The following is a 24,647-nucleotide window of genomic DNA, read 5'->3' on the forward strand; positions in this document are numbered from 1 at the left end:
AAGGGTTACGTTCGCGACGAGTTGAACGAGCGTCGCAAAGTGACCGGATACACGTCCGGCCGGACCTCGCGGAGGCAAGGTCCGGCCGGGCGCGCGATGTTGACGACGCCTGTTGACGCGTCAGCCCAGAAGGCTGCTCAGCTCAAGGTGCGGGAGGTCGTGCGCCTCCGCCACCTCGCGGTAAACGACCTGGCCGTCATGGGTGTTGAGGCCCTTGGCGAGGGCGGCGTCGCGGCGCAGCGCCTCGACCCAGCCACGGTTCGCCAGCTCGACGATGTACGGCAGCGTGGCGTTGGTCAGGGCGTAGGTCGAGGTGTTCGGTACGGCGCCCGGCATGTTGGCCACGCAGTAGAAGACCGAGTTGTGGACGTTGAACGTCGGCTCGGCGTGCGTGGTCGGGTGCGAGTCCTCGAAGCAACCGCCCTGATCAATTGCAATGTCGACAAGTACACTTCCGGGCTTCATCTTGGCGACGAGCTCGTTGGTGACGAGCTTCGGGGCCTTGGCGCCCGGGATCAGCACCGCGCCGATGACGAGGTCGGCCTCGACGACGGCCTTCTCCAGCTCGAAGGCGTTGGAGACGATGGTCTGCACCTTGGTGCCGAACACCTTGTCGGCCTCGCGCAGCTTGTTGATGTCGCGGTCGAGCAGGGTCACGTGGAAGCCCATGCCCACCGCGATCTGGGTGGCGCTCCAGCCGGAGACGCCGCCGCCGATGACCACGGCCCGGCCCGCCGCCGTGCCCGGGACGCCGCCCGGGAGCACGCCGCGGCCGCCGACCTGGCGCATCAGGTGGTACGCGCCGACCTGCGGGGCGATGCGGCCCGCGACCTCGGACATCGGGGCGAGCAGCGGCAGCGCGCGGTTCGCGGTCTCGACCGTCTCGTAGGCGATGGCGGTGGTGCCGGACTCCAGGAGCGCGTCCGTGCACTCGCGGGAGGCGGCGAGGTGCAGGTAGGTGAAGAGGGTCTGGTCCTTGCGGAGGCGGTGGTACTCCTCGGCGATCGGCTCCTTGACCTTCAGCAGCAGGTCCGCGGCGGCCCAGACCTCGTCGGCCGTGTCGAGGATGCGGGCGCCGGCGGAGACGTACTCGCCGTCCGTGATCGAGGAGCCGAGACCGGCGCCCTTCTCGACGACGACCTGGTGGCCGTGGCGCACGAGCTCGTGCACGCCGGCGGGGGTGATGGCCACCCGGAACTCGTTGTTCTTGACCTCGCGGGGAATACCGACCAACACGATAGATCACGGTCCTTGACTCGGTGGGGATGGAACGGGCTGTGCCTCACATGTCCGGGCGCATGAACAGGCGTGTGACCAGGCATGTGACCAGGCATGGAAGGCACGCCTGGGGAACACCGCGGCTTGATGCGGCAAAGCCAGTCTAATGAAGGATTTCCACCTGTCTAGCCTTACAAAGCATCAACCTCGCGCGGCTGCGCTACGGATTTCGTAGGCTGGAGCGCCTTCTTCCATTAGTCTCTCCGCCGCGCTCCGGTGCAGTCGGGCCGCGGTCGGGTCGCCGAGCCGGTCGAGGGTGTCGGCGAGCCGCAGCTGAAGCGCCGCCTGGAGCCGCACGTCGTCCGCCCGGCGCGCCCATTCGACCGCTTCCTGGCAGGTGCGCAGTGACTCCTCGGGGCGCCCCGCGTACTCCTGCACGCGGGCCATCTCGCTCAACGCCCGTGCGTGCCCCGGGAGATCACCGAGCCGGCGCAGTCCGGACGCCGCGGCCCGCCAGTCGCGGAGCCCCTCGCCGTACCGGCCCGCGTAGGTGTGCACCGCGCCGAGCCGTCCGTACAGGCGCGCCCCGTCCTCGTCCTCGCCGCGTGCCAGGCGCTGGGCGAGCGCCCGCCCGTACCAGTCGGCGGCGCGTGAGAAATCCCCCATTTCCTGGTATGTGCCACCTACGGATTCCATCGCGCGGGCCGTGGCGTACGGGTCACCCGCCGTGCGGCCCGCGTCCAGGGCCGCCCGGTAGCGGGCCAGGGCCTCGGTGGTGCGTCCGGTCCGCGCGTCCAGGTCCGCCAGATTGAGCAGTGCGGCCGCCTTCTCCCGGTGCAGGTCGCGCCGCTCGGCCACGTCGAGGACCAGGCGGTGCAGCCCGTAGAGGTCGGGGGCGGCCTCCTCGGTACCGCGGTGGGCCACCAGCGCCCGCACCAGGGCGGCGATCAACCGCCGTGCGAGGGTGTCGAGTTCACCGTCCGCCACCGCCGTGCGGGCGGCGGCGAGCAGGGTCGGCCGACGGGTGCGCAGCCAACCGGCGGCGGACTGGGGGGTGGTGAAGCGCAGCGCGCGCGGCAGTCCGGCGAGCTTGCGGCGCGCGGGCGAGCCGTCCGGCTCGGTCACCGCCCGGCACGAGTGGAGCTGACGCACGGTCCGCTCCAGCATCCGCGCCCGCGCCAACTGCCGCTCCGCGGGCCGCTCCTGCGCCTCCGTCAGGGCCAGGAGCAACGGGGCGATGCAACCCGGCACCTGGTACTGCGGTACGGAGCCGTGCACCGGGTGCAGCAGCCCCTGGACCGCGAAGTCGTCGAGCGTGGTCTGCGCCGCCGACACCGAGCACCCGGCCAGCGCGGAGGCGGTGTGGGCGTCCGCGAGCCCCGCGGGGGCGAGCGCCAGCAGTCGCAGCATCCGCGCCGTGGGCTGCGGCAGCGAGTCGTGCACGAGTCGCAGCGCCCGCGCCAAGGGGCCCGCGCCCTGCGGTTGTTCGGGGGTTTCGGGCAACTCGTGGAGGTGTTTGGTGACGTCGGCGACCGAGGACTTCGGGCGGCCCGCCAGCCAGCCGCCGACCAGTACCAGTGCGGCGGGCTGCCCACCGCACTCCTCGGCGAGCGCGTCGGCCGCGGTCGGGTCGACAGTGATGCGGACCTTTCCGGTGTACTGCGCGAGCAGCGCGACGGCGGAGGCCGTGTCGAGTCCGCCGAGGGTGCACGGCCGTACGTCCGGGATGCCGGTCAGCGGGCCCTGTGCGGTCGCGATGACGAGGCAGTCCGGGTTGTCGGGGAGCAGCGGGTCGACCTGTTCGGCGTCGGCCGCGTCGTCCAGCACCAGCAGCACCCGGCGTACGGCGAGGGCCTCGCGCACCATCTCCGAGAGGGTGTCGGCGCCGGCGCCGGCCGGGGCGGCGATCGACAGGTCGTCGAGGAGCCCTCGCGCGGTCTCCTCGGTGGGGACGCGGTCGCCGCCGGGGGCGGTGAGCCTGGCCCGCAGCGCGCCCGCCGGGTAGTCGTCCATGAGGGAGCGGGCCAGCTCCTCCGCGAGGGCGGTGCGCCCGGAGCCGGGGCGGCCCGCGATCAGCAGCACGCGGGCCCTGGGCACCTTGCGGCCGGTGAGGGTGTCCAGTCCTGTGCGCTCGATGTCGGCGCGCAGTTCCTTCAACTCCCTTTTCCGGCCGAGCAGTTCACTGCCCGACCAGTCATGGGCGGAGCCCGCCGCCGGTTGTGCCGCGGTGACGGTCGCAGTGACCGCCGCCGCGCCGCCGTTGTCCACCGCCTGGTCCGTCACGGGCCACGCTCCCGTCCGCCTGCGCCCAATCCCCGCCGCGACCGCGGTCGGGGATTCGAGCCTAGTTCACGCTCTGCTACTGATCCGGGGGAGCGCGGCGGACAGGTCCCCCGATCGGATCAGCAGTTTTTACGACCGGCCCGTCTCAGAAGGGCCTGGCCGGCCACGGGGCCTCCGCCGGGCGCAGCGCGTCGAGTCCGCCGCCGGCGCCGGACCGGGCGGCGTGCAGGGCGAGCACCCCGACCGCGAGGCAGGTGTTGTGCAGCTGCCCGGCGAGCACCCCCCGCACCAGCTCGTCGAGCGGCACCCGGGCGTGCTCCATGTCGGCCTCCTCCTCGGAGACCTCGAAGCGTTCGCCCTCCGCCTCCGACAGGTCCCGGGCGAGGAAGATCCGTACCGCCTCGTCGGACCCTCCGGGCGAGGTGTAGACGTCGGTGAGCACCCGCCAGTCCCCCGCCTTGATGTGCGCCTCCTCGTAGAGCTCGCGCTGGGCGGCGTGCAGCGGGTTCTCCCCCGGTACGTCGAGCAGGCCGGCCGGGATCTCCCACAGCTTGTGGCGGACCGGGTGGCGGTACTGGCTGAGCACCGTGACGCGCCCGGCGTCGTCCAGGGCGAGGACGGCCACCGAACCTGGGTGCACCTGGTAGTCACGGCTCGCCACGCTGCCGTCGGGCATGACCACGTGGTCGGTGCGGACGCTGGTCTTCGCCCCTTGGAAGGGGGTCGCCGTCCCGGTGGTCGTCCACTCCTGGGGGCTGTCCTCGATGGCCACGTACATCCTCCTGAAAATGCAGAAACCGGGGTGAGGTCCCAGATAAGGGCCTCACCCCGGCAACGTTAACGCGTGGCCGCCACGCGGCCGTCCCGCGCCTACTCGCCCTGCGCCCGCGCCTGCTGCTGGCGTTCGACGGCCGCCTTCACCAGGCCCGCGAAGAGCGGGTGGGGGCGGGTCGGGCGCGAGCGGAGCTCCGGGTGCGCCTGGGTGGCGACCAGGTAGGGGTGGACCTCGCGCGGGTACTCGACGTACTCGACGAGCTTGTTGTCCGGGGAGGTCCCGGAGAAGACGATGCCCGCCTTCTTCTCCAGCTCGGCGCGGTAGGCGTTGTTGACCTCGTAGCGGTGGCGGTGGCGCTCGTCGACGTACTGCTCGTCGGCGTAGACCTCGCGCACGATGGAGCCCTCGGCGAGCTTCGCCGGGTAGAGGCCCAGCCGCATGGTGCCGCCGAGGTCGCCCGCGCCCTCGACGTACGCCAGCTGCTCCTCCATGGTGGAGATCACCGGGTGGGCGGTGGCGGCGTCGAACTCGGTGGAGTTGGCGTCCTCGATGCCGGCCAGGTTGCGGGCCGCCTCGACGACGATGCACTGGAGGCCGAGGCAGATGCCGAGCAGCGGCACCTTGTTCTCGCGGGCGTACCGGATGGCGCCGACCTTGCCGTTGACGCCGCGCTCGCCGAAGCCGCCGGGGATCAGGACGGCGTCGCAGTCGGCGAGCTGCTTGCGGGCGCCCTCCTGCGTCTTGCAGTCGTCGGAGGTGACCCACTTGACCTTGACGCGGGCCTTGTTTGCGAAGCCGCCGGCCCGCATGGCCTCGGTGACCGAGAGGTACGCGTCGGGCAGGTCGATGTACTTGCCGACGAGCGCGACGGTGACCTCGTGCTGCGGGTTGTGGACGCGGTCCAGGAGGTCCTCCCAGACGGTCCAGTCCACGTCGCGGAACGGCAGGTCCAGCTTGCGGACCACGTAGGCGTCCAGGCCCTCGGTGTGCAGCACCTTGGGGATGTCGTAGATGGACGGGGCGTCGATGGCCGCGACCACGGCGCCCTCGTCGACGTCGCACATCAGCGAGATCTTGCGCTTGATGGCGGTGGGGACCTCGCGGTCGGCGCGCAGCACGATCGCGTCGGGCTGGATGCCGATGCTGCGCAGGGCGGCGACCGAGTGCTGGGTCGGCTTGGTCTTCAGCTCGCCCGAGGGGCCGATGTACGGGAGCAGCGAGATGTGCACGACGAAGACGTTGTCGCGGCCGACCTCGTGGCGGACCTGACGGACGGTCTCCAGGAACGGCAGCGACTCGATGTCGCCGACGGTGCCGCCGACCTCGGTGATCACGACGTCGACGTCGTCGGTGGCCATGCGGCGGATGCGGTGCTTGATCTCGTTGGTGATGTGCGGGATGACCTGCACGGTGTCACCGAGGTACTCGCCGCGGCGCTCCTTGGCGATGACGGTGTTGTAGACCTGGCCGGTGGTGACGTTGGCCGAGCCGTCGAGGTCGACGTCGAGGAAGCGCTCGTAGTGGCCGATGTCCAGGTCGGTCTCGGCGCCGTCGTTGGTGACGAACACCTCGCCGTGCTGGAAGGGGTTCATCGTGCCGGGGTCGACGTTCAGGTACGGGTCGAGCTTCTGCATGGTGACGCGGAGACCGCGCGCCTTCAGGAGAGCGCCCAGGCTGGAGGCAGTCAGACCCTTGCCGAGGGAAGAGGCGACACCCCCGGTGACGAAGATGTGCTTGGTCGTCGTGGATTTGTTCTGCATGGCCAAGACGGGGCTCCCGTGGTCGCGAGGTGAGGGTGCGTTTCCGGCCTCCCCACCGGTGGACAACCAGTGCATTCACCGGTCTTCTCGGGGGACGCCGTCGCTGCGGTTCGGGGGGTTTTGCTCCCCACCGTCCACGGGCTACCAGGGTAACAGTGACTCCGGCAGGCTGCTTCCGGCGTCCGCGCCCGAACGCGGCCGCGGGCCTGGTCGCGAACGGATTCCGGCCGCCTCCTCGGCCGCACCTGTGAAGACGCCCGCGCGGGGCCGAAGTCCGCGAACGCTGTCATTCGGCTGCCCGTTCGAGCCTCCTTCACCATTTGGGCACAGCGGCTCCACCTGCGCCTCACCCGTTCGGCCCACTCACGTTGCAGCGACCTCACGCGGATGAGCTCTCTCCGTCGTATCCTTCACGAACACATCGCTGCGAGCCGGCCGGCGACGGCATCTTCCCGCCAGCTCCGGCCTCCGAAAGCTCGTCGTCGAAGATCCCCTGACCGCAGAAGCCCCCGCGAGGGTGCGGATGTGGCCGTTCGACTGGAGATTGCACGTGGCCGGGCGCATCGAGGACTACGCACTCATCGGAGACATGCAGACAGCGGCGCTGGTCTGCCGGGACGGTTCAGTCGACTGGCTGTGCCTGCCCCGCTTCGATTCCCATGCCGTTTTCGCCGGACTCCTCGGTACCGAGGAGCACGGCTTCTGGCGGATCGGACCCTCCTATCCGGACGGCAGTGAGGCCCCGCCGGCCTCCCGCCGCCGCTACCGCGGTGACTCCCTGATCCTGGAACAGGAGTGGGACACCCCGCGGGGCACGGTCCGGGTGACCGATTTCATGCCGCCGCGTGACGGCGCGCCGCAGCTGACCAGAATCGTGGAGGGCGTCAGCGGCCGGGTGCCGATGCACTCGGCGCTGCGCATGCGGTTCAGCTACGGCCGGGTGACGCCCTGGGTGCACCGGGTGGACAACCGCACGGTCGCGGTCGCGGGCCCCGACTCCGTGTGGCTGGACACGGACGTGGAGACGCACGGCCAGGACCTCACCACGCACTCCGACTTCACGGTCGGACCCGGTGAGCGGCTCGCCTTCACCATCCAGTGGCAGCCCTCGCACCGCGAGGCCCCGCCGGTTCCCGACCCGGAGGGCGCGCTGGAGCTCACGGTCGACTTCTGGCGCGAGTGGGTCGAGCACTGTACATACCACGGGCCCTACCGGGAGGCCGTGGTCCGCTCGCTGATCACGCTCAAGGCCCTGACGTACGCGCCCACCGGCGGCATCGTCGCGGCCCCCACCACCTCCCTGCCGGAGGACATCGGCGGCTCCCGCAACTGGGACTACCGCTACACCTGGCTGCGCGACGCGGCGATCACCCTCTCCTCGCTGCTGCGCACCGGCTACCGCGAGGAGGCCCGCGCCTGGCGCGAGTGGCTGCTGCGCGCGGTCGCGGGCGACCCGGAGAACCTGCAGATCATGTACGGGATCGCCGGCGAGCGCGAGCTGGGCGAGGCCGAGCTGGACTGGCTGCCCGGTTACGAGAACTCCGGCCCGGTCCGGGTCGGCAACGGGGCCGCGGGCCAGCTCCAGCTCGACGTCTACGGCGAGGTCACCGAGGCCCTGCACCTGGCGCACATGACGGGCCTGGCCCGCAACGACTACGCCTCGCTCCTCCAGCTCAAGCTGATCCGCTACCTGGAGGGCCACTGGGACCAGCCCGACGAGGGCATCTGGGAGGTGCGCGGCCCGCGCCGGCACTTCGTGCACTCCAAGGTGATGGCCTGGGTCGCCGTGGACCGCACGATCAAGCTGATCGAGGCGGGCGACGCGGACGGCCCGCTGGAGCGCTGGCGCGAGCTGCGTGACGAGATCCACGCGGACGTCTGCGAGAAGGGCTACGACCCCGAGCGCAACACCTTCACGCAGTCCTACGGATCCAAGGAGCTGGACGCCTCCCTGCTCCTCATCCCGCAGATGGGCTTCCTGCCGCCCGACGACAAGCGCGTCATCGGCACCATCGAGGCCATCCAGCGCGAGCTGTCCACCCCCGACGGCTTCGTACTGCGCTACCCCACCACCGGTGACGACGCGGGCGTGGACGGCCTGGAGGGTGACGAGGGCGCGTTCCTGGCCTGTTCGTTCTGGCTGGCCGACGACCTGGCGATGATCGGCCGGGTCGACGAGGCGCGCCGACTGTTCGAGAAGCTCCTGTCGCTGCGGAACGACCTGGGACTGCTGGCCGAGGAGTGGGACTCCAAGGCGCAGCGCCAGGTCGGGAACTTCCCGCAGGCCTTCAGTCACGTGCCGCTGATCGACACGGCGCTGCGGCTGACGGCCTCCGGCGCGTACGGCGGCTGACCGGCCCCGCCCGGCGCCCCGCACCCCGCGCACCCCAACGCCCCGGAGGCCGTCGCCTCCGGGGCGTTCCGGTACCGTCCCGGTGCATGGACACGCAGGGCGGAATCACCGTGCAAAGGGCACTTGAACTGCCGGGACTCCGCAGCGGGCTGCCGGAGGTGGTGGCGGGCGCCGACCGGCTCAACAGGACCGTGCGCTGGGTGCACGCGGGTGAGGTCCCCAACATCGCCTCGCTGCTCAAGGGCGGTGAACTGCTGCTGACGACGGGGCTGGGGCTGGGGACCCGTCCGGCCGAGCAGCGGGCCTTCGTACGGAGACTGGCCGACCGGGGCATCGCGGCCCTCGTCGTCGAGCTGGGCCCGCGCTTCGGCCGGCTGCCCTCGACGCTGGTGGAGACCGCGCGGACGGCCGGACTGCCGCTGGTGCAGCTGCACCGCGAGGTGCCGTTCGTGTCCGTCACCGAAGAGGTCCACACGGAGATCGTCAACGGGCACTACACGCTGCTGCGGCGGGCCGAGGACGTCCACCGCCGCTGCACCGAGGCACTGCTGGGCGGCGGCGGGGTCCCGCAGGTGCTCGGCATCCTGGCGGACTTCACCGTCAACCCCGTCTTCCTGGAGACCGCCGACGGACAGCTGCTGTACGCGGCGGGACCCTCGGCCAAGGACCCGGGCGCCGACCCCCTCCAGGTGTGGGAGGGGCTGCGCGGCCGGCGCGAGGCACGCGAGTCGGGGCCCCCGGCCAACGGGGTGCTGGTGGACGTGCCGGGCGGCGGCCCCGGAGCGGGCTCGGTACGGGCCCGGCTGGTGCTGCTCGGCGTCGGCGCGCCGCTGCTGCCGGTGCACCGGATGGCGGCCGAACGGGCGGCGGACATCCTGGCCGTCGTACTCATGCAGGCGCGGCAGGAGGAGGAGCTGGCGGCGCGCGGGCGCGGCGACTTCCTCTCCGACCTCGCACAGGGCCGCGTCTCGGCGGACGACGCTCCCGCGCAGGCCCGGGTGCTGGGCTTCAAGCCCGGCGAGGGGCCGCTGCTGCCGGTGGTGATGCGGCTGGCCGCCGAGCTGTCGCCGTCCGGGAACTGGGCGGTCCTGGCGCGGGCCGTGCTGGAGGAGCTGGCTTCGGTCGGCGTGCCGGTGCTGCTCGGCGTACGGCCGGTGGAGGGACGGGTTCCGCTGCTGCTCGGGCTGCGTACGGAGTCGGAGCGCACCGCGGTGGCGGACCGGGTGGCGGCCGCGCTGCGGGCCGGGGTGGAGCGCGCCGGGCTCGGCCGGGCGGGCGCCCATCCGCCGGTCGTGGTGGTCGGGGTGGCGGGCGGCTGGGCGGCGGCCTCGGCGGGGCTGCGGCACGCCGCGGAGACGGCGACGGCGGCGCAGGGGCTGCACGAGCGGCCCTGGTACGACGCCCGGCGCCTGGACATCGACCTGCTGCTGTGGCGGCTGCGGGACCACCCCGACCTCGCCGCCTTCGTCGACCGGGCGATCGGCCCGCTGCGCGACCACGACCGCGCCTCCCGGCCACCGCTGCTGCCGACCCTGGAGACGTATCTGGCGCACGCGGGCCGCAAGGCGGAGACGGCGCGCGAACTGCACCTCAACCGGCAGACCCTCTACAACCGGCTGGCCCGCATCTCGGAGCTGCTCGGCACCGACCTGGACGACCCGCAGACGGTGCTGGCACTGAGCCTGGCGCTACGGGCACGGCGACACGCCTCCTAGCGGCGGCGGCCGGACCCGGCAGGCGCGCGGCGCGCGCCGTCGACCGGGTCCCGGTGCCCCGCGCCCGGCCCCGGCACGCTCAGCCGTGCCCCGTCAGCTCGTCGTACACGCTGAGCACCTGGGCGACCGTCTCGTCCTCCGTCGGCCAGGTGGCCGCCTGCCGCCGGCCCGCCGCGGCGAGCGCGGCGCGGCGCTCCGGGTCGTCGAGCAGCGCGAGGACCGCACGTCCGAGGGCGTCGGCGTCCCCGTACGGTACGAATTCGGCGGCGTCGCCGACCAGTTCACGGACGCCGCCGACGTCTGTGGCGACCAGTGCCACCCCGGCGCGCAGTGCCTCCTGGGCCAGCACGGAGCGCGCCTCCCAGCGGCTGGGCAGCACGGCGACGTCGGCGGCGGCGAGCAGCTCGGAGATGTCCTCGCGCCGCCCGATGAGCCGTACCGGCAGGTCCTCGGTCTCGATGCGGCGCTGGAGCGCGCCCCGGTCGTGGCCCTCCCCCGCGATGGTGAGCAGCGGTGCGGGATCCAGGCCGCGCCACGCCCTTGAGGCGTCCAGGAGGACGTCGTATCCCCGGTGCGGCACCAGGCTGCCGACGGCCATCAGCAACGGTCGCTCCACGGCGCCCAGTTCGGCCCTCGCCTTGCTCTCCTGGTAGCCGGTGGGCGGCCGGGGCGCGGGCACCGTGACGGGTGCGAGGCGCGCGTCACGGGCGCCCCCGCCGCGCGCGCGGTCGACGAGTTCGGACGAGGTGCCTAGCACGACCGAGGCGGCCCGGACGGCACGGCGTTCCATCAGCCGTGCGACATGACCACGGGCGCCCTCGGTGTGCGGCCGGGTGTGCCAGGTGACGACGAGCGGCACGCGCGGCACGGGCCGGTCCGCCTGACTGCCGTCCGGCCTCTCCCCCTGGCGGCCCTCGGGCCACCGGGCCGTGCGCCGCCCGGCCGGCATCCCGCTCACGGCGAAGGCGGCGCGCACGGCGGCGTGCAACCCGTGCGCGTGGACGACGTCCGCGCCCACGCAGGCGGTCCGCAGCGCGGCGACGGCGACGGGGTCGCCCCGCCGCGGGACGTTCACCACGTCGGCGCCCGCACCGGCGAAGCCGTACGCCTGTTCCAGCTCGGCGGGGGCGCACACGGTGACCCGCACCCCTCTTGCGACGAGCCCCGCGGTCAGCGACCTGACGTGCGCGCTGCTGCCTGCGCTCCCACCGCCGAGCACTTGGACGACGCGGAGCGGCGACTGTCCGTACGGCGGTGGCGGGCTGCTGCTCACGGTGGTGGGTGCTCCTGGGTGCCGGGATACCTGCGTGGCCGATTGGTGAAGTCTGGTGCCGGAATACCTGCGTGGCCGAGTGCGCGAAGGCTGGTGCCGGGTGCGTGGCGTCACGCCGGGTGTGTGACGCCGAACACCTGTTCACCGGGTGCGCCGGTGCCCGATCGCATGCCTCCTCGAACTCCCGAACTCCTGCGCACACCTGCCGAGCCCGCTGCCGCACTGTGCGTGCGGTACGCACTCCGGCGCCAAGGATGCCAGCACCCGGGGCCGTTGGGGCACCACCCGTGCCACGGCTCCGTGACTTCCCGCGCGCTTCCACCCGCACGAGTGATCATCGGGCCGGTAGCTCCCGCCGGCCGGGCGTCAGACGTCCGCGCGCGCCGTGGCGAGCAGTTCCTCCGCGTGTGCGCGGGCTGTCTCCGAGTCCTCCTGGCCCGCCAGCATCCGGGACAGCTCGCGCACCCGGTCCTCGCCCTCCAGGACGGTGACGCCACTGCTGGTCACCGAACCGTCGTGGGTCTTCTCCACCAGCAGCTGCCGGTCCGCGAACGCCGCCACCTGCGGCAGATGCGTCACGACGACCACCTGCGCCGACTTCGCGAGCTTCGCCAGCCGCCTGCCCACCTCGACCGCCGCCTTGCCGCCGACGCCCGCGTCGACCTCGTCGAAGAGGTACGTCGGCACGGGGTCAGAACCGGCGAAGACGACCTCCACGGCGAGCATCACCCGCGACAGCTCACCGCCGGACGCGCCCTTGCCGATCGGCCGCGGGTGCGCACCGGGGTGCGGTGCGAGCAGCAGCTCCACCTCGTCGGCCCCCGACGAGGTGTACGCGACGAGCCGCCCGCCGACCTCGATGCCCCGCTCGGCGTCCTCGGTCTGCCGGATGTCGATGCTCACGCGGGCGTGCGGCATCGCGAGGGAGGCGAGCTCGGCGGTCACCGCGTCGGCGAACCGTGCCGCGGCTTCCGTGCGGGCGTCGGTCAACGCCTGCGCCAGGGCGGACAGTTCGTCCTTGAGGGCGTCGCGTTCCGCGGTCAGCTCACCGATCCGGTCGTCGTCGCCGTCCAGTTCGGTGAGCCGGGCCGCGCCCTCCTGCCCCCAGGCGAGCACCGCGTCGATGTCCGGCCCGTACTTGCGGGTGAGCTGGGTGAGGGCCGCCCTGCGCTCCTCGACGACGGCGAGCCGCAGCGGGTCGGCGTCCAGGTCGTCGGCGTACCCGGCGAGCTCGCCCGCCACGTCGCCGAGCAGGATGCCGATCTCCCCGATGCGCTCGGCGAGTGCCGAGAGCGCCGGGTCGTGCGCGCGGACCGCGTCCACCGCCCGCTGGGCTCCCGCGACCAGGGTGTTCGCGTCGACGCCCTCGGGGTCCTCGGGGTTGCCGGCCAGCGCGGCGTGCGCCAGGGCGGCGGCGGAGGCCAGTGACTCGGCGTGACCGAGCCGCTCGGCCTCGGAGGCCAGCTCGATGTCCTCCCCCGCCTGCGGGTCGACGGCGGCGATCTCCTCCAGGCCGAAGCGCAGCAGATCGGCCTCCTGGGCGCGCTCGCGGGCCCGCGTGGTGATCTCGTCGAGTTCGGCCGACACCGCCTTGAGACGGCGGTACGCGGACGCGTACTTGGCGTGCGGCACCGCGACGGCGTCGCCCGCGTACCGGTCGAGGGCCTTGCGCTGCCGGGACGGCCGCAGCAGACCCTGCTGGTCGGTCTGCCCGTGCACGGCTGCGAGGTCGTCGGCCAGTTCGGCGAGCAGCCCCACCGGGACCGAACGCCCGCCGAGGTGGGCGCGCGAACGTCCCTCGGCGGAGACCGTCCTGCTGATGAGCAGCGCCCCGTCGTCGAGTTCCGCCCCGGCCTCCTCGGCCCGCACGGCCGCGGGGTCGCCGGGGCGCATCGTGAGCCGCCCCTCCACCACCGCCGACTTGGCGCCGAGCCGTACCAGGGCAGGGTCGGCCCGGCCTCCGAGCAGCAGCCCGAGACTGGTGACGACCATGGTCTTGCCCGCTCCGGTCTCGCCGGTCACCGCCGTGAATCCGGGTGACAGCTCGACGACAGCGTCGTCGATGACTCCGAGCGACCGTATCCGCATCTCCTCCAACACGGACACGACCTTACGAGGTTCAGGGCCCCGTGTGTGACGGGACCCGTCCGACGCGCTCCCGACGGACCCACCGGAGCCCCCGGAGCGCGCGGACCTACCGGAGCCCCCGGAGCGCGCGGAGTCCCCGGAGCCGTCGGAGCCGTCGGAGCCCGCGGTGATCCGCGGCCTGAGCTGTTCAGCCTGCTTCATGGTGCCCGCCTGCCCCACCCGGCCGGCCTTGACCCCCGCGAACCGTGCCGGGACCTCCGGGTGCGCCGGGGCGGTGTGCGCCGGTGTGACGCTGAAGGGCGCCGGCGCGTCAGTGCGGTGCGCCGCGCCAGCCCGCCACGGGCAGGGCGAACTTGGCGACCAGCCGGTCGGTGAACGAAGCGTGGTGCAGCCGCGCCAGCCGTACGGGCACCGCCCCCCGCCTGACCTCCACGCGCGCCCCCGCCGGCAGTTCGACGGTCCGCCGTCCGTCGCACCACAGCACCCCGTCGGGAGTGTGCGGCTGCACCTCGACCGCGAGCACCGAGTCCGGCGACGTCACCAGTGGTTTCGCGAACAGCGCGTGCGCACTGATCGGCACCATCAGCAGCGCCTCCACCTCGGGCCAGACCACGGGCCCGCCCGCCGAGAAGGCGTACGCGGTGGACCCGGTGGGCGTCGCGCACACGATCCCGTCGCAGCCGAACCCCGTGACCGGACGACCGTCGATCTCCAGCACCACTTCGAGCATCCGCTCGGGCGAGACCTTCTGGACGGCGGCCTCGTTGAGCGCCCAGTCCCGGTGGATCACGACGCCGTTGTTGTGCACCAGGACATCGAGCGTCATCCGCTCCTCGACCTCGTACGTGCGGGTGACGACCCGGTCCACGACCTTGTCCAGGTCGTCGCGCTCCGCCTCGGCGAGGAAGCCGACGCGGCCGAGGTTGACGCCCAGCATCGGCACCCCCGACGCACGGGCGATCTCCGCGCCCCGCAGCAACGTACCGTCGCCGCCCAGCACGATCAGCAGCTCACAGCCGTCGAGCACGTCGGGGGTCGCCTCGACGACCGTCTCCACGGAGGACGGCAGCGGCAGGTCGACCGCCTCCGACTCCAGCAGACGTACGCCGAGACCGCTCTTGAGCAGCCCCTCCACTACGAGCTCTGCGCTGCGGATCGCCGCCGGGCGCCCCGTGTGCGCGAGCAGGAAAACGGTGCGTTCGGCGGCGGGTTCGAGCACCCGGGCCGCCTCCGCCGCACCTGACGTTCCGGTCGTCCCTTGTGTGGTCACCGAGGCCCCTCCGCCACTGCACGGTCAACATCCGCCGGGTCGAGCTCCGGAGCTCCGGCCCTCAGCCACAGAAAGTACTCGACGTTCCCTGAAGGCCCTGGCAGCGGGCTCGCGGTCACTCCCCGCACGCCGAGGCCCAGGGCCCACGCCTGCCGGGCCACGTTCCGCACGGCATCGGCCCGCAGCTCGGGGCTGCGCACCACTCCCCCGCTGCCGAGCCGCTCCTTGCCCACCTCGAACTGCGGCTTCACCATCAGCACCAGGTCCGCGTCCGGCGCGGCGCAGCGCGCCAGGGCGGGCAGCACCAGGCCCAGCGGGATGAACGACAGGTCGCCCACCACCACGTCGGCCGGCGTCCCGTCGATCATCTCCAGGGTCATCTCGCGCACGTTGGTGCGGTCCTTGACGGTGACCCGGTCGTCGGACTGCAGCGACCAGGCCAGCTGTCCGTAGCCGACGTCCACCGCGACCACGTGCGCCACCCCGGCCCGCAGCAGGACATCCGTGAAACCGCCGGTGGAGGCCCCGGCGTCGAGCGCCCGCCGCCCCTCGACCCGCAGTCCCAGCGGTGCGAAGGCGGCCAGCGCCCCGGCCAGCTTGTGCCCGCCGCGCGACACGTAGTCGGGGTCTCCGTCGTCCTGGAGCACCACCACGGCCGCCGCCGTCTCGACCTGCGTCGCGGCCTTGCTCGCCACCGCCCCGCCGACCTTGACCCGGCCCGCGGTGATCAGCTGGCTCGCGTGCTCGCGCGAACGGGCCAGTTTCCGGCGGACCAGCTCGGCGTCCAGGCGGCGGCGTGCCACTCCTGCCACTCTCGTTCAGCTCCTGATGTCGTACGGGGAGGCGGGGTGCGCCGGAGGTCCCGGGCGTGCGTCGAGTGCGCTCAGCGTCTCGCGCAGCCCCCGGTGTACATCTTCGTACACCTCGATGTGTCCGTCCGCCGTGAGGTGGTCGACGTCCGAAAGACGCTCCAGGCGGGCGTCCACCTCGGCGTTCCCCGTCGTGCCGCGTGCGACCCCGAGCGGCGCCGGGGCGGCCGGGTCGTACGCCACCATGCCCTCGGCCCCGCCCGCCCCGCCGTCCCCGCCGTCCCCGGCCGGAGCGGCCGCCGCGTGACCGGCGGCGACGGGTGCCGGGCCACCTGCCGCGGCTGTGTCCTGTGCGTCCATGCTCACGACGCTACCGCGAAGCCGTGACGCGCGGCCTGAGGTACGGTCGGCCTTGATGGCGACCATGGAGGAGTGCCGCGGCGCACTCGACAGACTCTCGGACACTCTCAGCAGGTCCGACAACGACCGCGTGCGCAGCGCCGCCGCGTTCGACCGCTCGCTGAGCTGCTACCTGACCGACCTCGACCAGACCTTCACGGGCCGGTTCTCGGACGGCCGGATAAGCGTCGAGGACACCAGGCCGGGACCGCCCGCGGAACGCGCGCAGATCCGCCTCGCGATGACCGGCGACGACCTGGTCTCGATGGTCGAGGGCGATCTGGACTTCCCGCGGGCCTGGGCCACCGGCCGGGTGAAGCTGGAGGCCGGTTTCCGCGACCTCCTGCACCTCAGGAAGCTGCTGTAGCGGCCTGGGCCGGCGTCCGGGGCCTCCGCGCCGCCGGCACCACCAGCGGGGTCCCCGTCTCGGGGTCCGCGATCACCTGGCACCTCAGCCCGAAGACCCGCTCCACCAGCTCGGCGGTGACGATCTCCGCCGGCGCCCCCTCGGCGACGACCCGCCCGTCCCGCATCGCGATCAGATGCGTGGCGTACCGCGCCGCGTGGTTGAGGTCGTGCAGTACGGCGACGAGCGTGCGCCCCTGTGTCTCGTGCAGCTCCGCGCACAGGTCGAGCACGTCGATCTGGTGCTGGATGTCCAGGAAGGTGGTCGGCTCGTCCAGGAGCAGCAGCGGCGTCTGCTGGGCGAGCGCCATCGCGATCCAGACCCGCTGGCGCTGGCCGCCGGACAGCTCGTCCACGTACCGCTCGGCGAGTTCGGCGACCCCGGTGGCTGCCATCGACTCCTCGACGATCCGCTCGTCCTCGGGCGACCACTGCCGCAGCAGCCCCTGGTGCGGGTAGCGCCCGCGGGCCACGAGGTCGGCGACGGTGATGCCGTCGGGCGCGACCGAGGACTGGGGCAGCAGACCGAGCGTCCTGGCGACCTTCTTGGCGGGCAGCGCCCCGATGGCCTGCCCGTCGAGCAGCACCCGGCCGCGCGAGGGCTTCAGCATCCGCGACAGGGCGCGCAGCAGGGTCGACTTGCCGCAGGCGTTGGGCCCGACGATGACGGTGAAGGAGTTGTCCGGTATCTCGACCGAGAGGTCTTCGGCGATGACCCGTTCGTCGTAACCGAGGGTCACCGCTTCCGCGACGAGGCGCTGCATGGACGTCGTACTCCTCCGGTTGTTCCTGCTCATTTGCCCGTCACTGCTCTTTTGCCGCTCGCTACCGGTCTTCCGCCGCTCGGTACTGCTCGTCCGAGCTCCGGTCCTCCGCACTCCGGTCTTCCGCGCCCCGGCCGGTGTCATATCCGTCCCGCCTTGCGCTCGGTCACCAGCAGCCACAGCAGATAGCAGCCGCCGACCACGCCGGTCACCACGCCCACCGGCAGCTGCCGCTCGCCGAACAGCGACTGCGCGGCCCAGTCAGCGACCACCAGCAGCCCCGCCCCCATCAGCGCCGACGGCACCAGGTTCGGCCCCGGCGACCGGGTCAGCCGCCGCGCCAGCTGCGGCGCACCCAGCGCCACGAAGGTGATCGGCCCCGCCGCCGACGTGGCGACGCCCATGAGCAGCACGGCGCTCAGGAGCAGCACGATCCTGGACCGCTCCACGGGCACCCCCAGCGCGTACGCCGCGTCGTCGCCCATCTCCATCATGCGCAGCGCCCGTCCGTGCAGCAGCACCAGCGGCACCAGGACGGCGCAGGCGACGGCCAGCGGCACCACCTGCTCCCAACCGCGCCCGTCGAGCGTGCCGGTGATCCAGAGCACCGCCCGGGTGGCGTCCATCAGGTTGGCCTTGGTCAGCAGGTACTGCATGACCGCGGTCAGCATGGCGGCGGCCCCGATGCCGACGAGCACCAGCCGGTAACCGTGCACGCCCTTCTTCCATGCGAGCAGGTAGACCAGAACGCCCGTCAGCACGCAGCCCGCCAGCGCGCCGGCGGCGACCGCCCAACTGCCGCCCTGGAAGAGCACGATGACGACGAGCGCGCCGACCGTCGCCCCCTGGCCGAAGCCGAGCACATCGGGGCTGCCCAGCGGATTCCTGGAGATCGACTGGAAGATCGCCCCGGACAGTCCGAGCGCCGCACCGACCAGCAGCCCGGTCAGCATCCGCGGCAGCCGCAGGTCGACGACGATGAACTCCTGGGCCACCGCGCCGTTCCCGAGCAGCGTCTGCACGGCCTCGCCGGGGGTGATCGGGAAGTCACCGCTGCCCACCAGGACCAGCAGTGCGCCGACCACGAGCGCCACCAGGCCGATCGCGAGCGTCGCGACGACGGCACGGGCGTGCAGCCGCAACGACAGCCCACTGCCGAAACGTATCGCCGCAGGCTTCCTGGACCGGGTGGCCGTGGTCCTCTCGACGGTGCTCACAGCTGTCCCATCCTCCGACGGCGTACGAGGTGGATGAAGACGGGCCCGCCGATCAGCGCGGTCACGATCCCGACCTGCAACTCTGCCGGGCGGGACACGACGCGCCCCAGCACGTCGGAACCCAGCAGCAACACGGGCGCGAGCACGGCCGCGTACGGCAGGATCCACCGCATGTCGGGCCCCGTGACGGCCCGCACCAGATGCGGCACCATCAGCCCGATGAAGACGATCGGCCCGCAGGCGGCGGTCGCGGCGCCGCACAGCAGCGTCACGGCGACCATCGCCAGGACGCGGGTACGGATCAGGTGCACGCCCAGCGAGCGCGCGCTGTCCTCGCCCATCTCCATCGCGTTCAGCGGCCGGGCGATCAACAGTGCCAGCACGAGCCCCGCCGCGATGAACGGCCACACCTTGCCCACCACGGCCGCGTCCGCGGACGCGAGGGACCCCACGGTCCAGAACCGCAGCCGTTCCAGGGCCGCCGAGTCAAGCAGCTGTACGGCGTTGACGTAGCCGAACAGCGCGGCGGTGGCGGCCGTCCCGGCCAACGCGAGCCGTACGGGCGTCGCTCCCCGGCTGCCCCCGAGCACGTACACGAGCACGGAGACCGCCCCCGCGCCGAGGAACGCGAACCACACGTAGCCGGTCAGCGACGTCACCCCGAGGAAACTGATCGCGGACACCACGGCCGCCGAAGCCCCCGCGTTCACCCCCAGGACCCCCGGCTCGGCCAGCGGGTTACGGGTGAGTCCCTGCATCACCGCACCGGCCGTGCCGAGCGCGGCCCCGACGAGCACGCCGAGGACGGTGCGCGGGATGCGCACGTCCCGCACGATGACGTCGTCGTCGGTACCGGAGAAGTGCGCGAGGCCGTGCCAGACGTCGTCGACCGGGATCATCTTGGCGCCCACGGCGATGCTCGCGAGCACCACCAGCACCAGGGCGCCGAGGGAGACGAGCAGGCCGACGGCACGCACGGCGTTCCGCCGACGGGCGGGACGCGAGGCGGACGGAGCGGAGCCGGGCTCCACGCTCTGTTCAGGTGGACTCTCAACCAACACCTGGTAAGGCTAGCCTACCCTCGCCTTCCTCTCCGTGGAGCCTGTGGCCAAGAGCCAAGACCCAAGAGCCAAGAGCCACAAGCCACAAGCCAGAAGCCAGAAGCCAGAAGCCACGAGCCACGAGCCACGAGCCACCGCAGGCTCTCGCCCTCCCCTCGCGCCCGGCTACTCCAGTCCCGCCACCTTCAGCGCCTCCGTCGCCTTCAACTCGCACGCCCCGTCGCCCGCCTGGGCCCAGGCCGCCGCGCACAGCGCCCGCAGTGCGTCGATCGGCTCGCCCTCGCCCTCGCCCTCCACCGCGAGCGCGTCCCCCCGTACCGAGGCGCTCCACCCACCACAGGTGAACGCCCCTTCCTCAGCCACCACTTCGGGCTGCCCGCGCAGCAACCCCCGCAGGTCCTCGTCCACATACGTCGGCCGGTACTTGGGTTCGGCCGCCAGCAGCTGGGCGGCGTCCGTCACCCCGGTCAGCACCAGCAGGGAGTCGACCTCCCCCACGTTCGCGCCCTCGATGTCGGTGTCCAGCCGGTCCCCGACGACCAACGGCCGCTTCGCCCCGGTCCGCAGGATCGTCTCCCGGTGCATCGGCGGCAACGGCTTGCCCGCCACCTGCGGTTCCGCGCCGGTCGCGATCCGCACCACCTCGACCGCCGCGCCGTTCCCCGGTGCGATGCCCCGCGCGCTCGGAATCGTCAGGTCCGTGTTCGAGGCGAACCACGGAAGGCCCTGACGGATCGCGTACGAGGCCTCGGCGAACCTGCTCCACGTCATGTCGGGCCCCCCGTACCCCTGCGCCACGGCCACCGGCCCGTCCTCCGCCGAGTCCACCGGTTCCAGACCGCGCTCACGCAGTGCGACCTCAAGGCCCTCCCCGCCGATCACCAGCACCTTCGCCCCTGCCGGTACCTGATCGGCGATCAGCCGGGCCACGGCCTGCGCGGAAGTGATGATGTCGGAAGCCTCCGCGGGCACTCCGATCTCGGTCAGGTGGGCGGCGACGGCATCCGGCGGCCGCAGCGCGTTGTTGGTCACGTACGCGAGGTGCATCCCGCCCTCCCGCGCCGCGTCGAGCGCCTCGGGCGCGTGCGCGATGGCCTCGCCGCCCTTGTACACCACCCCGTCGAGGTCCAGCAGGGCCGTGTCGTAGGCCTCGCGCAGCACCGTCTCGCTGCTGCCCGGACGGGTCCTGCTCTGCTGCCGGCTCATTCTGGTCCCTTCCTAGGTTCTGCTGGTTTTCCCCCGATCATCACCCATCCCCCCCCACCCGACTTACGATGCACCAATGAGCACACCTGGGCCGCCCGGGGACCACGGCCTGCGAATGGTCCCCCTGCGCGGACTTCGCTATGTCCCGGAGCAGGTCGGCAGCCTGGCCGCCGTGACCTCCCCGCCCTACGACGTCGTGGTCCGTCCGGACGGCCTGCTGCACCTGGAGTCCGCGGACCCGCACAACATCGTGCGTCTGATCCTGCCGCAGGCGGACACTGCGGCCGCCCGTCACCAGCAGGCCGCGCAGACCCTCCGCGACTGGCTCGGCAAGGGAATCCTCGCCCCCGACGCCGAGCCGGCGCTCTACCTGTACGAGCAGTCCCGGGGCGGTCTCCTGCAGCGCGGCATCATCGGCGCGCTCGCGCTGTCCGCCCCCGAGGAGGGTGTCGTCCTCCCGCACGAGGACGTCATGCCGCACGTCGTCGAGGACCGCGCCGATCTGATGCGCGCCACCGCCGCCAACCTGGAGCCCCTCCTCCTCACCTACCGCGGCGGCCCCGGCCCCTCCGGCACGACGGACACGGTCGAGCGCACGGCCGCCCTGCCCCCGCTCGTCGCCACCACCACCGAGGACGGCTTCCACCACCGCCTGTGGTCGATCACCGACCCGGCCGAGATCGCCGCCGTGACCGAGGACCTCTCCCACCACCAGGCCCTCATCGCCGACGGCCACCACCGCTGGGCGACGTACCTGCGTCTCCAGCAGGAGCGCACCGCCGGCCCGAGCCCCTGGGACTTCGGCTTGGTCCTCCTGGTCGACACGGCCCGTTACCCGCTCAAGGTCCGCTCGATCCACCGGCTGCTGCACCGCCTCCCGGTCTCCGATGCCCTTGCGGCGGTACGCGACCACTTCCGCATACGCCGCCTGGACACATCCCTCTCCGAGGCCCTGGCAGCGCTGGCGGACGCGGCGAGCGGCGGCAACGCGTTCCTCCTGGCGGGCGACGGGGCGTACCACCTGCTGGACCGCCCCGACCAGGAACTCCTCGACCGTACGATCCGCAAGGACCGGCCGGACGCCTGGCGCACACTCGACGCGACCGTCCTGCACGAGACGCTCCTGGCCCATGTCTGGCACGTGCCGGACGCGCCGGAGCACGTCGCGTACATCCACGACACGGAAGCGGTCGTCGAGCAGGCCGTACGCCACGACGCCACGGCAGTCATGATGCACCCGGTCCGCGAGGAGGTCGTCCGCGACCTGGCCCGCCAGGGCGTCACGATGCCCCGCAAGTCGACGTCCTTCGGCCCGAAACCGGCCTCCGGTCTGGTCCTGCGCAGCCTCGACATCGACTGACCGCGACGCCTCCGCCGAGGCGGCCCCGGAACGCAAAGAAGGGCGGCACCCCGGAAACCCGGGGTGCCGCCCTCTGCACACTGCTCAGCCCTTGTCGGCCGTACGCCCGCTCTCGTCCGGACCGTCGCCCGGCTCCGAGTCCTCCGCGTCAGCGTCAGCGTCAGCGTCAGCATCGACATCGACATCGGCCGCAGCCTCGTCGGTGGCCTCGGCCGGAACCGCGGTCCCCGCGGCCTCCGCCGCCTCCACGAACAGGGGCTGCACCACCGAGGCGACCTCCGAATCGTCCGCCGCGGCGGAACGACCGTCAACAGCGTCGCCCTCGTCCTCGACGAGCGCGTCGACGAACTCGACGCCGTCCAGCTCGGCGAGCCGGTCGGAGGCGTCGGTGCTGCCGTCCTTGTCCGCCTCGACGGCCTTGGCGAACCACTCGCGCGCCTCGTCCGTACGGTCCGCCGTCAGCAGGGCGTCGGCGTACGCATAGCGCAGCCGAGCCGTCCACGGCTGTACGGAGCTGGAGCCGAGCTCGGGACCCTGCAACGTCACGATGGCGGCATCGATCTGCCCCATGTCACGCCGCGCGCCCGCCGCGACCAGTCGCATCTCGACCTGTCCGGCCTTGTCCAGCTTCTTCACCTCGGGCTCACCGGCCATGGCCATCGCCCGCTCGGGACGACCGAGGCCCCGCTCGCAGTCGGCCATGACGGGCCACAGCTCGACGGTGCCGGTCATCCGGCGGGTGGCGCGGAACTCGGCGAGCGCCTCGGTGTAGCGCTGGGTCGCGTACGCGGCGAAGCCGGCGGCCTCGCGCACGGCAGCCACCCGCGAGGCGAGCCGCAGGGCGATACGCGAGTACTCGTACGCCTCCTCGGGCTCGTCGTCGATCAGCTTGGCCACCATCACCAGGTTCCTGGCCACGTCCTCGGCCAGGGTCTTCGGCAGGCTCATCAGTTCCTGGCGTACGTCCGGGTCGATCTCGCGGCCCGTGACGTCGTCCGGGATCGGCAGCCGCTTGACGGGCTCCCGCTCGCGCTCGTCGCGGCCACGGAACCCACCGCGGTCACCGCCCCGCTCGTCGCGCGCGCCACGGTATCCACCGCGGTCGCCGCCCCGGTCGTCACGCCCGCGGAACCCGCCACGGTCGCCGCCGCGGTCGTCACGGCGCTCGAAGCCACCACCGCTGGGACGGCCACCACGATCGTCCCGCCCACGGAAACCGCCACGGTCACCGCTCGGACGGTCATCACGACGCGGCCCACTGCTGGGACGGTCGTCCCGACGGAAGCCACGGTCGTCGTCGCGACGCGGTCCACGCTCGGCGCCACGGTCGTCACGGCCGCGGAACCCACCACGGTCGCCGCCGCGGTCATCACGGCGCTCGAAACCACCGCGGTCGCCACCCGGGCGCTCGTCGCGACGGAAGCCGCCACGGTCACCACTGCTGGGGCGGTCGTCCCGACGCTGGAACCCACCACGGTCACCGCTGCCGCGGTTGTCGTCACGGCGCTCGAAACCGCCACCGGCCGGACGGCCACCGCGGTCGTCCCGCCCGCGGAACCCACCACGGTCGCCACCGCGGTCGTCGCGGCGCTCGAAGCCACCACCGCTGGGACGGCCACCACGGTCGTCCCGCCCACGGAAACCGCCACGGTCACCGCTCGGACGGTCATCACGACGGGGCCCGCTGCTGGGACGGTCGTCCCGACGCTGGAAACCACCACGGTCGCCACCGCGGTCATCACGGCGCTCGAAACCACCGCCGGCCGGACGGCCACCACGGTCGTCACGCCCACGGAACCCACCACGGTCGCCACCGCGGTCGTCGCGGCGCTCAAAACCGCCACCGCTGGGACGGCCACCACGGTCGTCCCGGTCGTCACGACGGAAGCCACCACGGTCACCGCTCGGACGGTCGTCGCGGCGCTGGAAGCCACCACGGTCGTCACGGCGGTCGCCGCCGGTCGGGCGGTCGTCCCGGCGCTGGAAACCACCGCGGTCGCCCCCGGTGGGGCGGTCGTCGCGACGGAAGCCACCGCCGCGGTTGTCGTCGCGGCGCTCGAAGCCACCGCCGCTGGGACGGCCACCACGGTCGTCACGGCGGAAACCACCGCGGTCACCGCTCGGACGGTCATCACGACGGGGCCCGCTGCTGGGACGGTCGTCCCGACGCTGGAATCCGCCGCGGTCACCGCCGCCACGGTTGTCATCACGGCGGAAGCCACCACCGGCGGGCGGTCGGCCGCCCCTGTCGTCACGGCGGTCGCCGCCGGCCGGACGGTCGTCCCGGCGCTGGAAGCCACCACGGTCGCCCCCGGTGGGACGGTCGTCGCGACGGAAGCCACCCCGGTCGTTGTCACGGCGGGGTCCGCGGTCGTTGTCACGACCACCGCGGTATCCGCCCCGGTCACCGCTGTCACGGTGACGCGGCTCGCGCTCCGGACGATCGTCAGGAGAGTTGGTGGACATGGGTGACTCCTAGTCTTCGGGCAACGCAGTCATTCTCGCGCAGTCGGTCATCCGACGCGCTTCGGGCAGAAAAACAAAAAAGGACCCTTGGTCCCAGCATGAACGCTGGGACCAAGGGTCCTTTTGAAAGATTGTTCGGCGGCGTCCTACTCTCCCACAGGGTCCCCCCTGCAGTACCATCGGCGCGGAAAGGCTTAGCTTCCGGGTTCGGAATGTAACCGGGCG

18 protein-coding genes, 1 rRNA gene and 1 pseudogene are annotated in these 24,647 nt (G+C 72.7%); 4 read left to right on the forward strand and 16 right to left on the reverse strand.

Annotated elements, in window-relative coordinates:
- Nucleotides 1–120 precede the first annotated feature (120 nt).
- The 4 genes from ald to ACIQM4_RS31430 all read right to left on the reverse strand — a co-directional run bounded on the left by ald (nt 121) and on the right by ACIQM4_RS31430 (nt 6,036).
- On the reverse strand, nt 121–1,236 hold the full coding sequence (ald, locus tag ACIQM4_RS31415; RefSeq protein ID WP_401598489.1) for an alanine dehydrogenase: 1,116 nt from the start codon (nt 1,234–1,236) through the stop codon (nt 121–123).
- A gap of 183 nt (nt 1,237–1,419) precedes the next feature.
- Nucleotides 1,420–3,396 (reverse strand): tetratricopeptide repeat protein, encoded by a 1,977-nt coding sequence (locus ACIQM4_RS31420; protein ID WP_401598539.1) that lies wholly within the window; start codon nt 3,394–3,396, stop codon nt 1,420–1,422.
- Nucleotides 3,397–3,646: 250 nt separating this feature from the next.
- The gene (locus ACIQM4_RS31425; RefSeq protein WP_401598490.1) at nt 3,647–4,273 is read right to left on the reverse strand and encodes an NUDIX domain-containing protein; all 627 of its coding nucleotides are present in this window, start codon (nt 4,271–4,273) and stop codon (nt 3,647–3,649) included.
- Nucleotides 4,274–4,371: 98 nt separating this feature from the next.
- Nucleotides 4,372–6,036, reverse strand: a complete 1,665-nt coding sequence (locus ACIQM4_RS31430; RefSeq protein ID WP_401598492.1) for a CTP synthase — start codon at nt 6,034–6,036, stop codon at nt 4,372–4,374.
- A 550-nt stretch (nt 6,037–6,586) separates the two neighbouring features.
- Here ACIQM4_RS31430 and ACIQM4_RS31435 point away from each other — a divergent pair.
- A complete protein-coding gene (locus ACIQM4_RS31435) occupies nt 6,587–8,389 on the forward strand; it encodes a glycoside hydrolase family 15 protein (RefSeq protein ID WP_401598493.1) in 1,803 nt (600 codons plus the stop codon).
- Nucleotides 8,390–8,475: 86 nt separating this feature from the next.
- Nucleotides 8,476–10,104, forward strand: coding sequence for a PucR family transcriptional regulator (locus ACIQM4_RS31440; RefSeq protein WP_401598495.1), 1,629 nt, complete (start codon nt 8,476–8,478; stop codon nt 10,102–10,104).
- Nucleotides 10,105–10,183: 79 nt separating this feature from the next.
- On the opposite strand, the gene ACIQM4_RS31445 is transcribed toward ACIQM4_RS31440, so the two are convergent.
- From ACIQM4_RS31445 to ACIQM4_RS31465, 5 genes are all read right to left on the reverse strand, one after another.
- Nucleotides 10,184–11,377: a glycosyltransferase family 4 protein gene (locus ACIQM4_RS31445; protein WP_401598496.1), complete on the reverse strand. Its 1,194-nt coding sequence runs from the start codon at nt 11,375–11,377 to the stop codon at nt 10,184–10,186.
- Nucleotides 11,378–11,743: 366 nt separating this feature from the next.
- Nucleotides 11,744–13,465 carry a DNA repair protein RecN gene (gene recN / locus ACIQM4_RS31450; RefSeq protein ID WP_401598541.1) on the reverse strand — a complete coding sequence of 574 codons (1,722 nt, stop codon included), beginning with the start codon at nt 13,463–13,465 and terminating at the stop codon, nt 11,744–11,746.
- Between the two features lie 310 nt (nt 13,466–13,775).
- Nucleotides 13,776–14,684, reverse strand: a complete 909-nt coding sequence (locus ACIQM4_RS31455; protein WP_401598543.1) for an NAD kinase — start codon at nt 14,682–14,684, stop codon at nt 13,776–13,778.
- A 47-nt stretch (nt 14,685–14,731) separates the two neighbouring features.
- A complete protein-coding gene (locus tag ACIQM4_RS31460; protein WP_401598498.1) occupies nt 14,732–15,547 on the reverse strand; it encodes a TlyA family RNA methyltransferase in 816 nt (271 codons plus the stop codon).
- Nucleotides 15,548–15,553: 6 nt separating this feature from the next.
- Nucleotides 15,554–15,904 (reverse strand): hypothetical protein, encoded by a 351-nt coding sequence (locus ACIQM4_RS31465; protein WP_401598499.1) that lies wholly within the window; start codon nt 15,902–15,904, stop codon nt 15,554–15,556.
- A gap of 55 nt (nt 15,905–15,959) precedes the next feature.
- Between ACIQM4_RS31465 and ACIQM4_RS31470 the strand changes: the two genes are divergently transcribed.
- Nucleotides 15,960–16,310, forward strand: a complete 351-nt coding sequence (locus tag ACIQM4_RS31470; RefSeq protein ID WP_401598500.1) for an SCP2 sterol-binding domain-containing protein — start codon at nt 15,960–15,962, stop codon at nt 16,308–16,310.
- Here the strand turns inward: ACIQM4_RS31470 and ACIQM4_RS31475 are convergent.
- The 4 genes from ACIQM4_RS31475 to ACIQM4_RS31490 form a co-directional block, all read right to left on the reverse strand.
- Nucleotides 16,294–17,112, reverse strand: a complete 819-nt coding sequence (locus ACIQM4_RS31475; protein WP_401598502.1) for an ABC transporter ATP-binding protein — start codon at nt 17,110–17,112, stop codon at nt 16,294–16,296. The genes ACIQM4_RS31470 and ACIQM4_RS31475 overlap by 17 nt on opposite strands.
- 140 nt (nt 17,113–17,252) lie before the next feature.
- Nucleotides 17,253–18,329: a FecCD family ABC transporter permease gene (locus tag ACIQM4_RS31480; RefSeq protein ID WP_401598503.1), complete on the reverse strand. Its 1,077-nt coding sequence runs from the start codon at nt 18,327–18,329 to the stop codon at nt 17,253–17,255.
- Nucleotides 18,326–19,387, reverse strand: coding sequence for a FecCD family ABC transporter permease (locus ACIQM4_RS31485; RefSeq protein ID WP_401598545.1), 1,062 nt, complete (start codon nt 19,385–19,387; stop codon nt 18,326–18,328). The genes ACIQM4_RS31480 and ACIQM4_RS31485 overlap by 4 nt, the downstream gene beginning before the upstream one ends.
- A 168-nt stretch (nt 19,388–19,555) precedes the next feature.
- Nucleotides 19,556–20,596 (reverse strand): HAD hydrolase-like protein, encoded by a 1,041-nt coding sequence (locus ACIQM4_RS31490; protein WP_401598505.1) that lies wholly within the window; start codon nt 20,594–20,596, stop codon nt 19,556–19,558.
- A 76-nt stretch (nt 20,597–20,672) separates the two neighbouring features.
- Here ACIQM4_RS31490 and ACIQM4_RS31495 point away from each other — a divergent pair, with 76 nt between their 5' ends.
- Nucleotides 20,673–21,956, forward strand: coding sequence for a DUF1015 family protein (locus ACIQM4_RS31495; protein WP_401598507.1), 1,284 nt, complete (start codon nt 20,673–20,675; stop codon nt 21,954–21,956).
- An 84-nt stretch (nt 21,957–22,040) separates the two neighbouring features.
- Here the strand turns inward: ACIQM4_RS31495 and ACIQM4_RS31500 are convergent, their stop codons facing one another.
- The 3 genes and pseudogenes from ACIQM4_RS31500 to rrf form a co-directional block, all read right to left on the reverse strand.
- On the reverse strand, nt 22,041–22,904 hold the full coding sequence (locus ACIQM4_RS31500; RefSeq protein WP_401598546.1) for a hypothetical protein: 864 nt from the start codon (nt 22,902–22,904) through the stop codon (nt 22,041–22,043).
- A 495-nt stretch (nt 22,905–23,399) separates the two neighbouring features.
- Nucleotides 23,400–24,236, reverse strand: a pseudogene (locus tag ACIQM4_RS31505) (tetratricopeptide repeat protein); the annotation flags it as partial.
- Nucleotides 24,237–24,555: 319 nt separating this feature from the next.
- Nucleotides 24,556–24,647 (reverse strand): 5S ribosomal RNA (gene rrf / locus ACIQM4_RS31510); the annotation flags it as partial.

The organism is Streptomyces sp. NPDC091272 (assembly GCF_044757485.1).
Classification (GTDB): Bacteria; Actinomycetota; Actinomycetes; order Streptomycetales; family Streptomycetaceae; genus Streptomyces.

Coding starts and splice junctions, on each gene's coding strand:
- ACIQM4_RS31470 (WP_401598500.1), top strand. CDS start 15,960: ATGGCGACCATGGAGGAGTGCCGCGGCGCACTCGACAGACTCTCGGAC.
- ACIQM4_RS31495 (WP_401598507.1), top strand. CDS start 20,673: ATGAGCACACCTGGGCCGCCCGGGGACCACGGCCTGCGAATGGTCCCC.
- ACIQM4_RS31490 (WP_401598505.1), bottom strand. CDS start 20,596: ATGAGCCGGCAGCAGAGCAGGACCCGTCCGGGCAGCAGCGAGACGGTG.
- ACIQM4_RS31500 (WP_401598546.1), bottom strand. CDS start 22,904: ATGAGCCTGCCGAAGACCCTGGCCGAGGACGTGGCCAGGAACCTGGTG.
- ACIQM4_RS31440 (WP_401598495.1), top strand. CDS start 8,476: ATGGACACGCAGGGCGGAATCACCGTGCAAAGGGCACTTGAACTGCCG.
- ACIQM4_RS31430 (WP_401598492.1), bottom strand. CDS start 6,036: ATGCAGAACAAATCCACGACGACCAAGCACATCTTCGTCACCGGGGGT.
- ACIQM4_RS31465 (WP_401598499.1), bottom strand. CDS start 15,904: ATGGACGCACAGGACACAGCCGCGGCAGGTGGCCCGGCACCCGTCGCC.
- recN (WP_401598541.1), bottom strand. CDS start 13,465: ATGCGGATACGGTCGCTCGGAGTCATCGACGACGCTGTCGTCGAGCTG.
- ACIQM4_RS31475 (WP_401598502.1), bottom strand. CDS start 17,112: ATGCAGCGCCTCGTCGCGGAAGCGGTGACCCTCGGTTACGACGAACGG.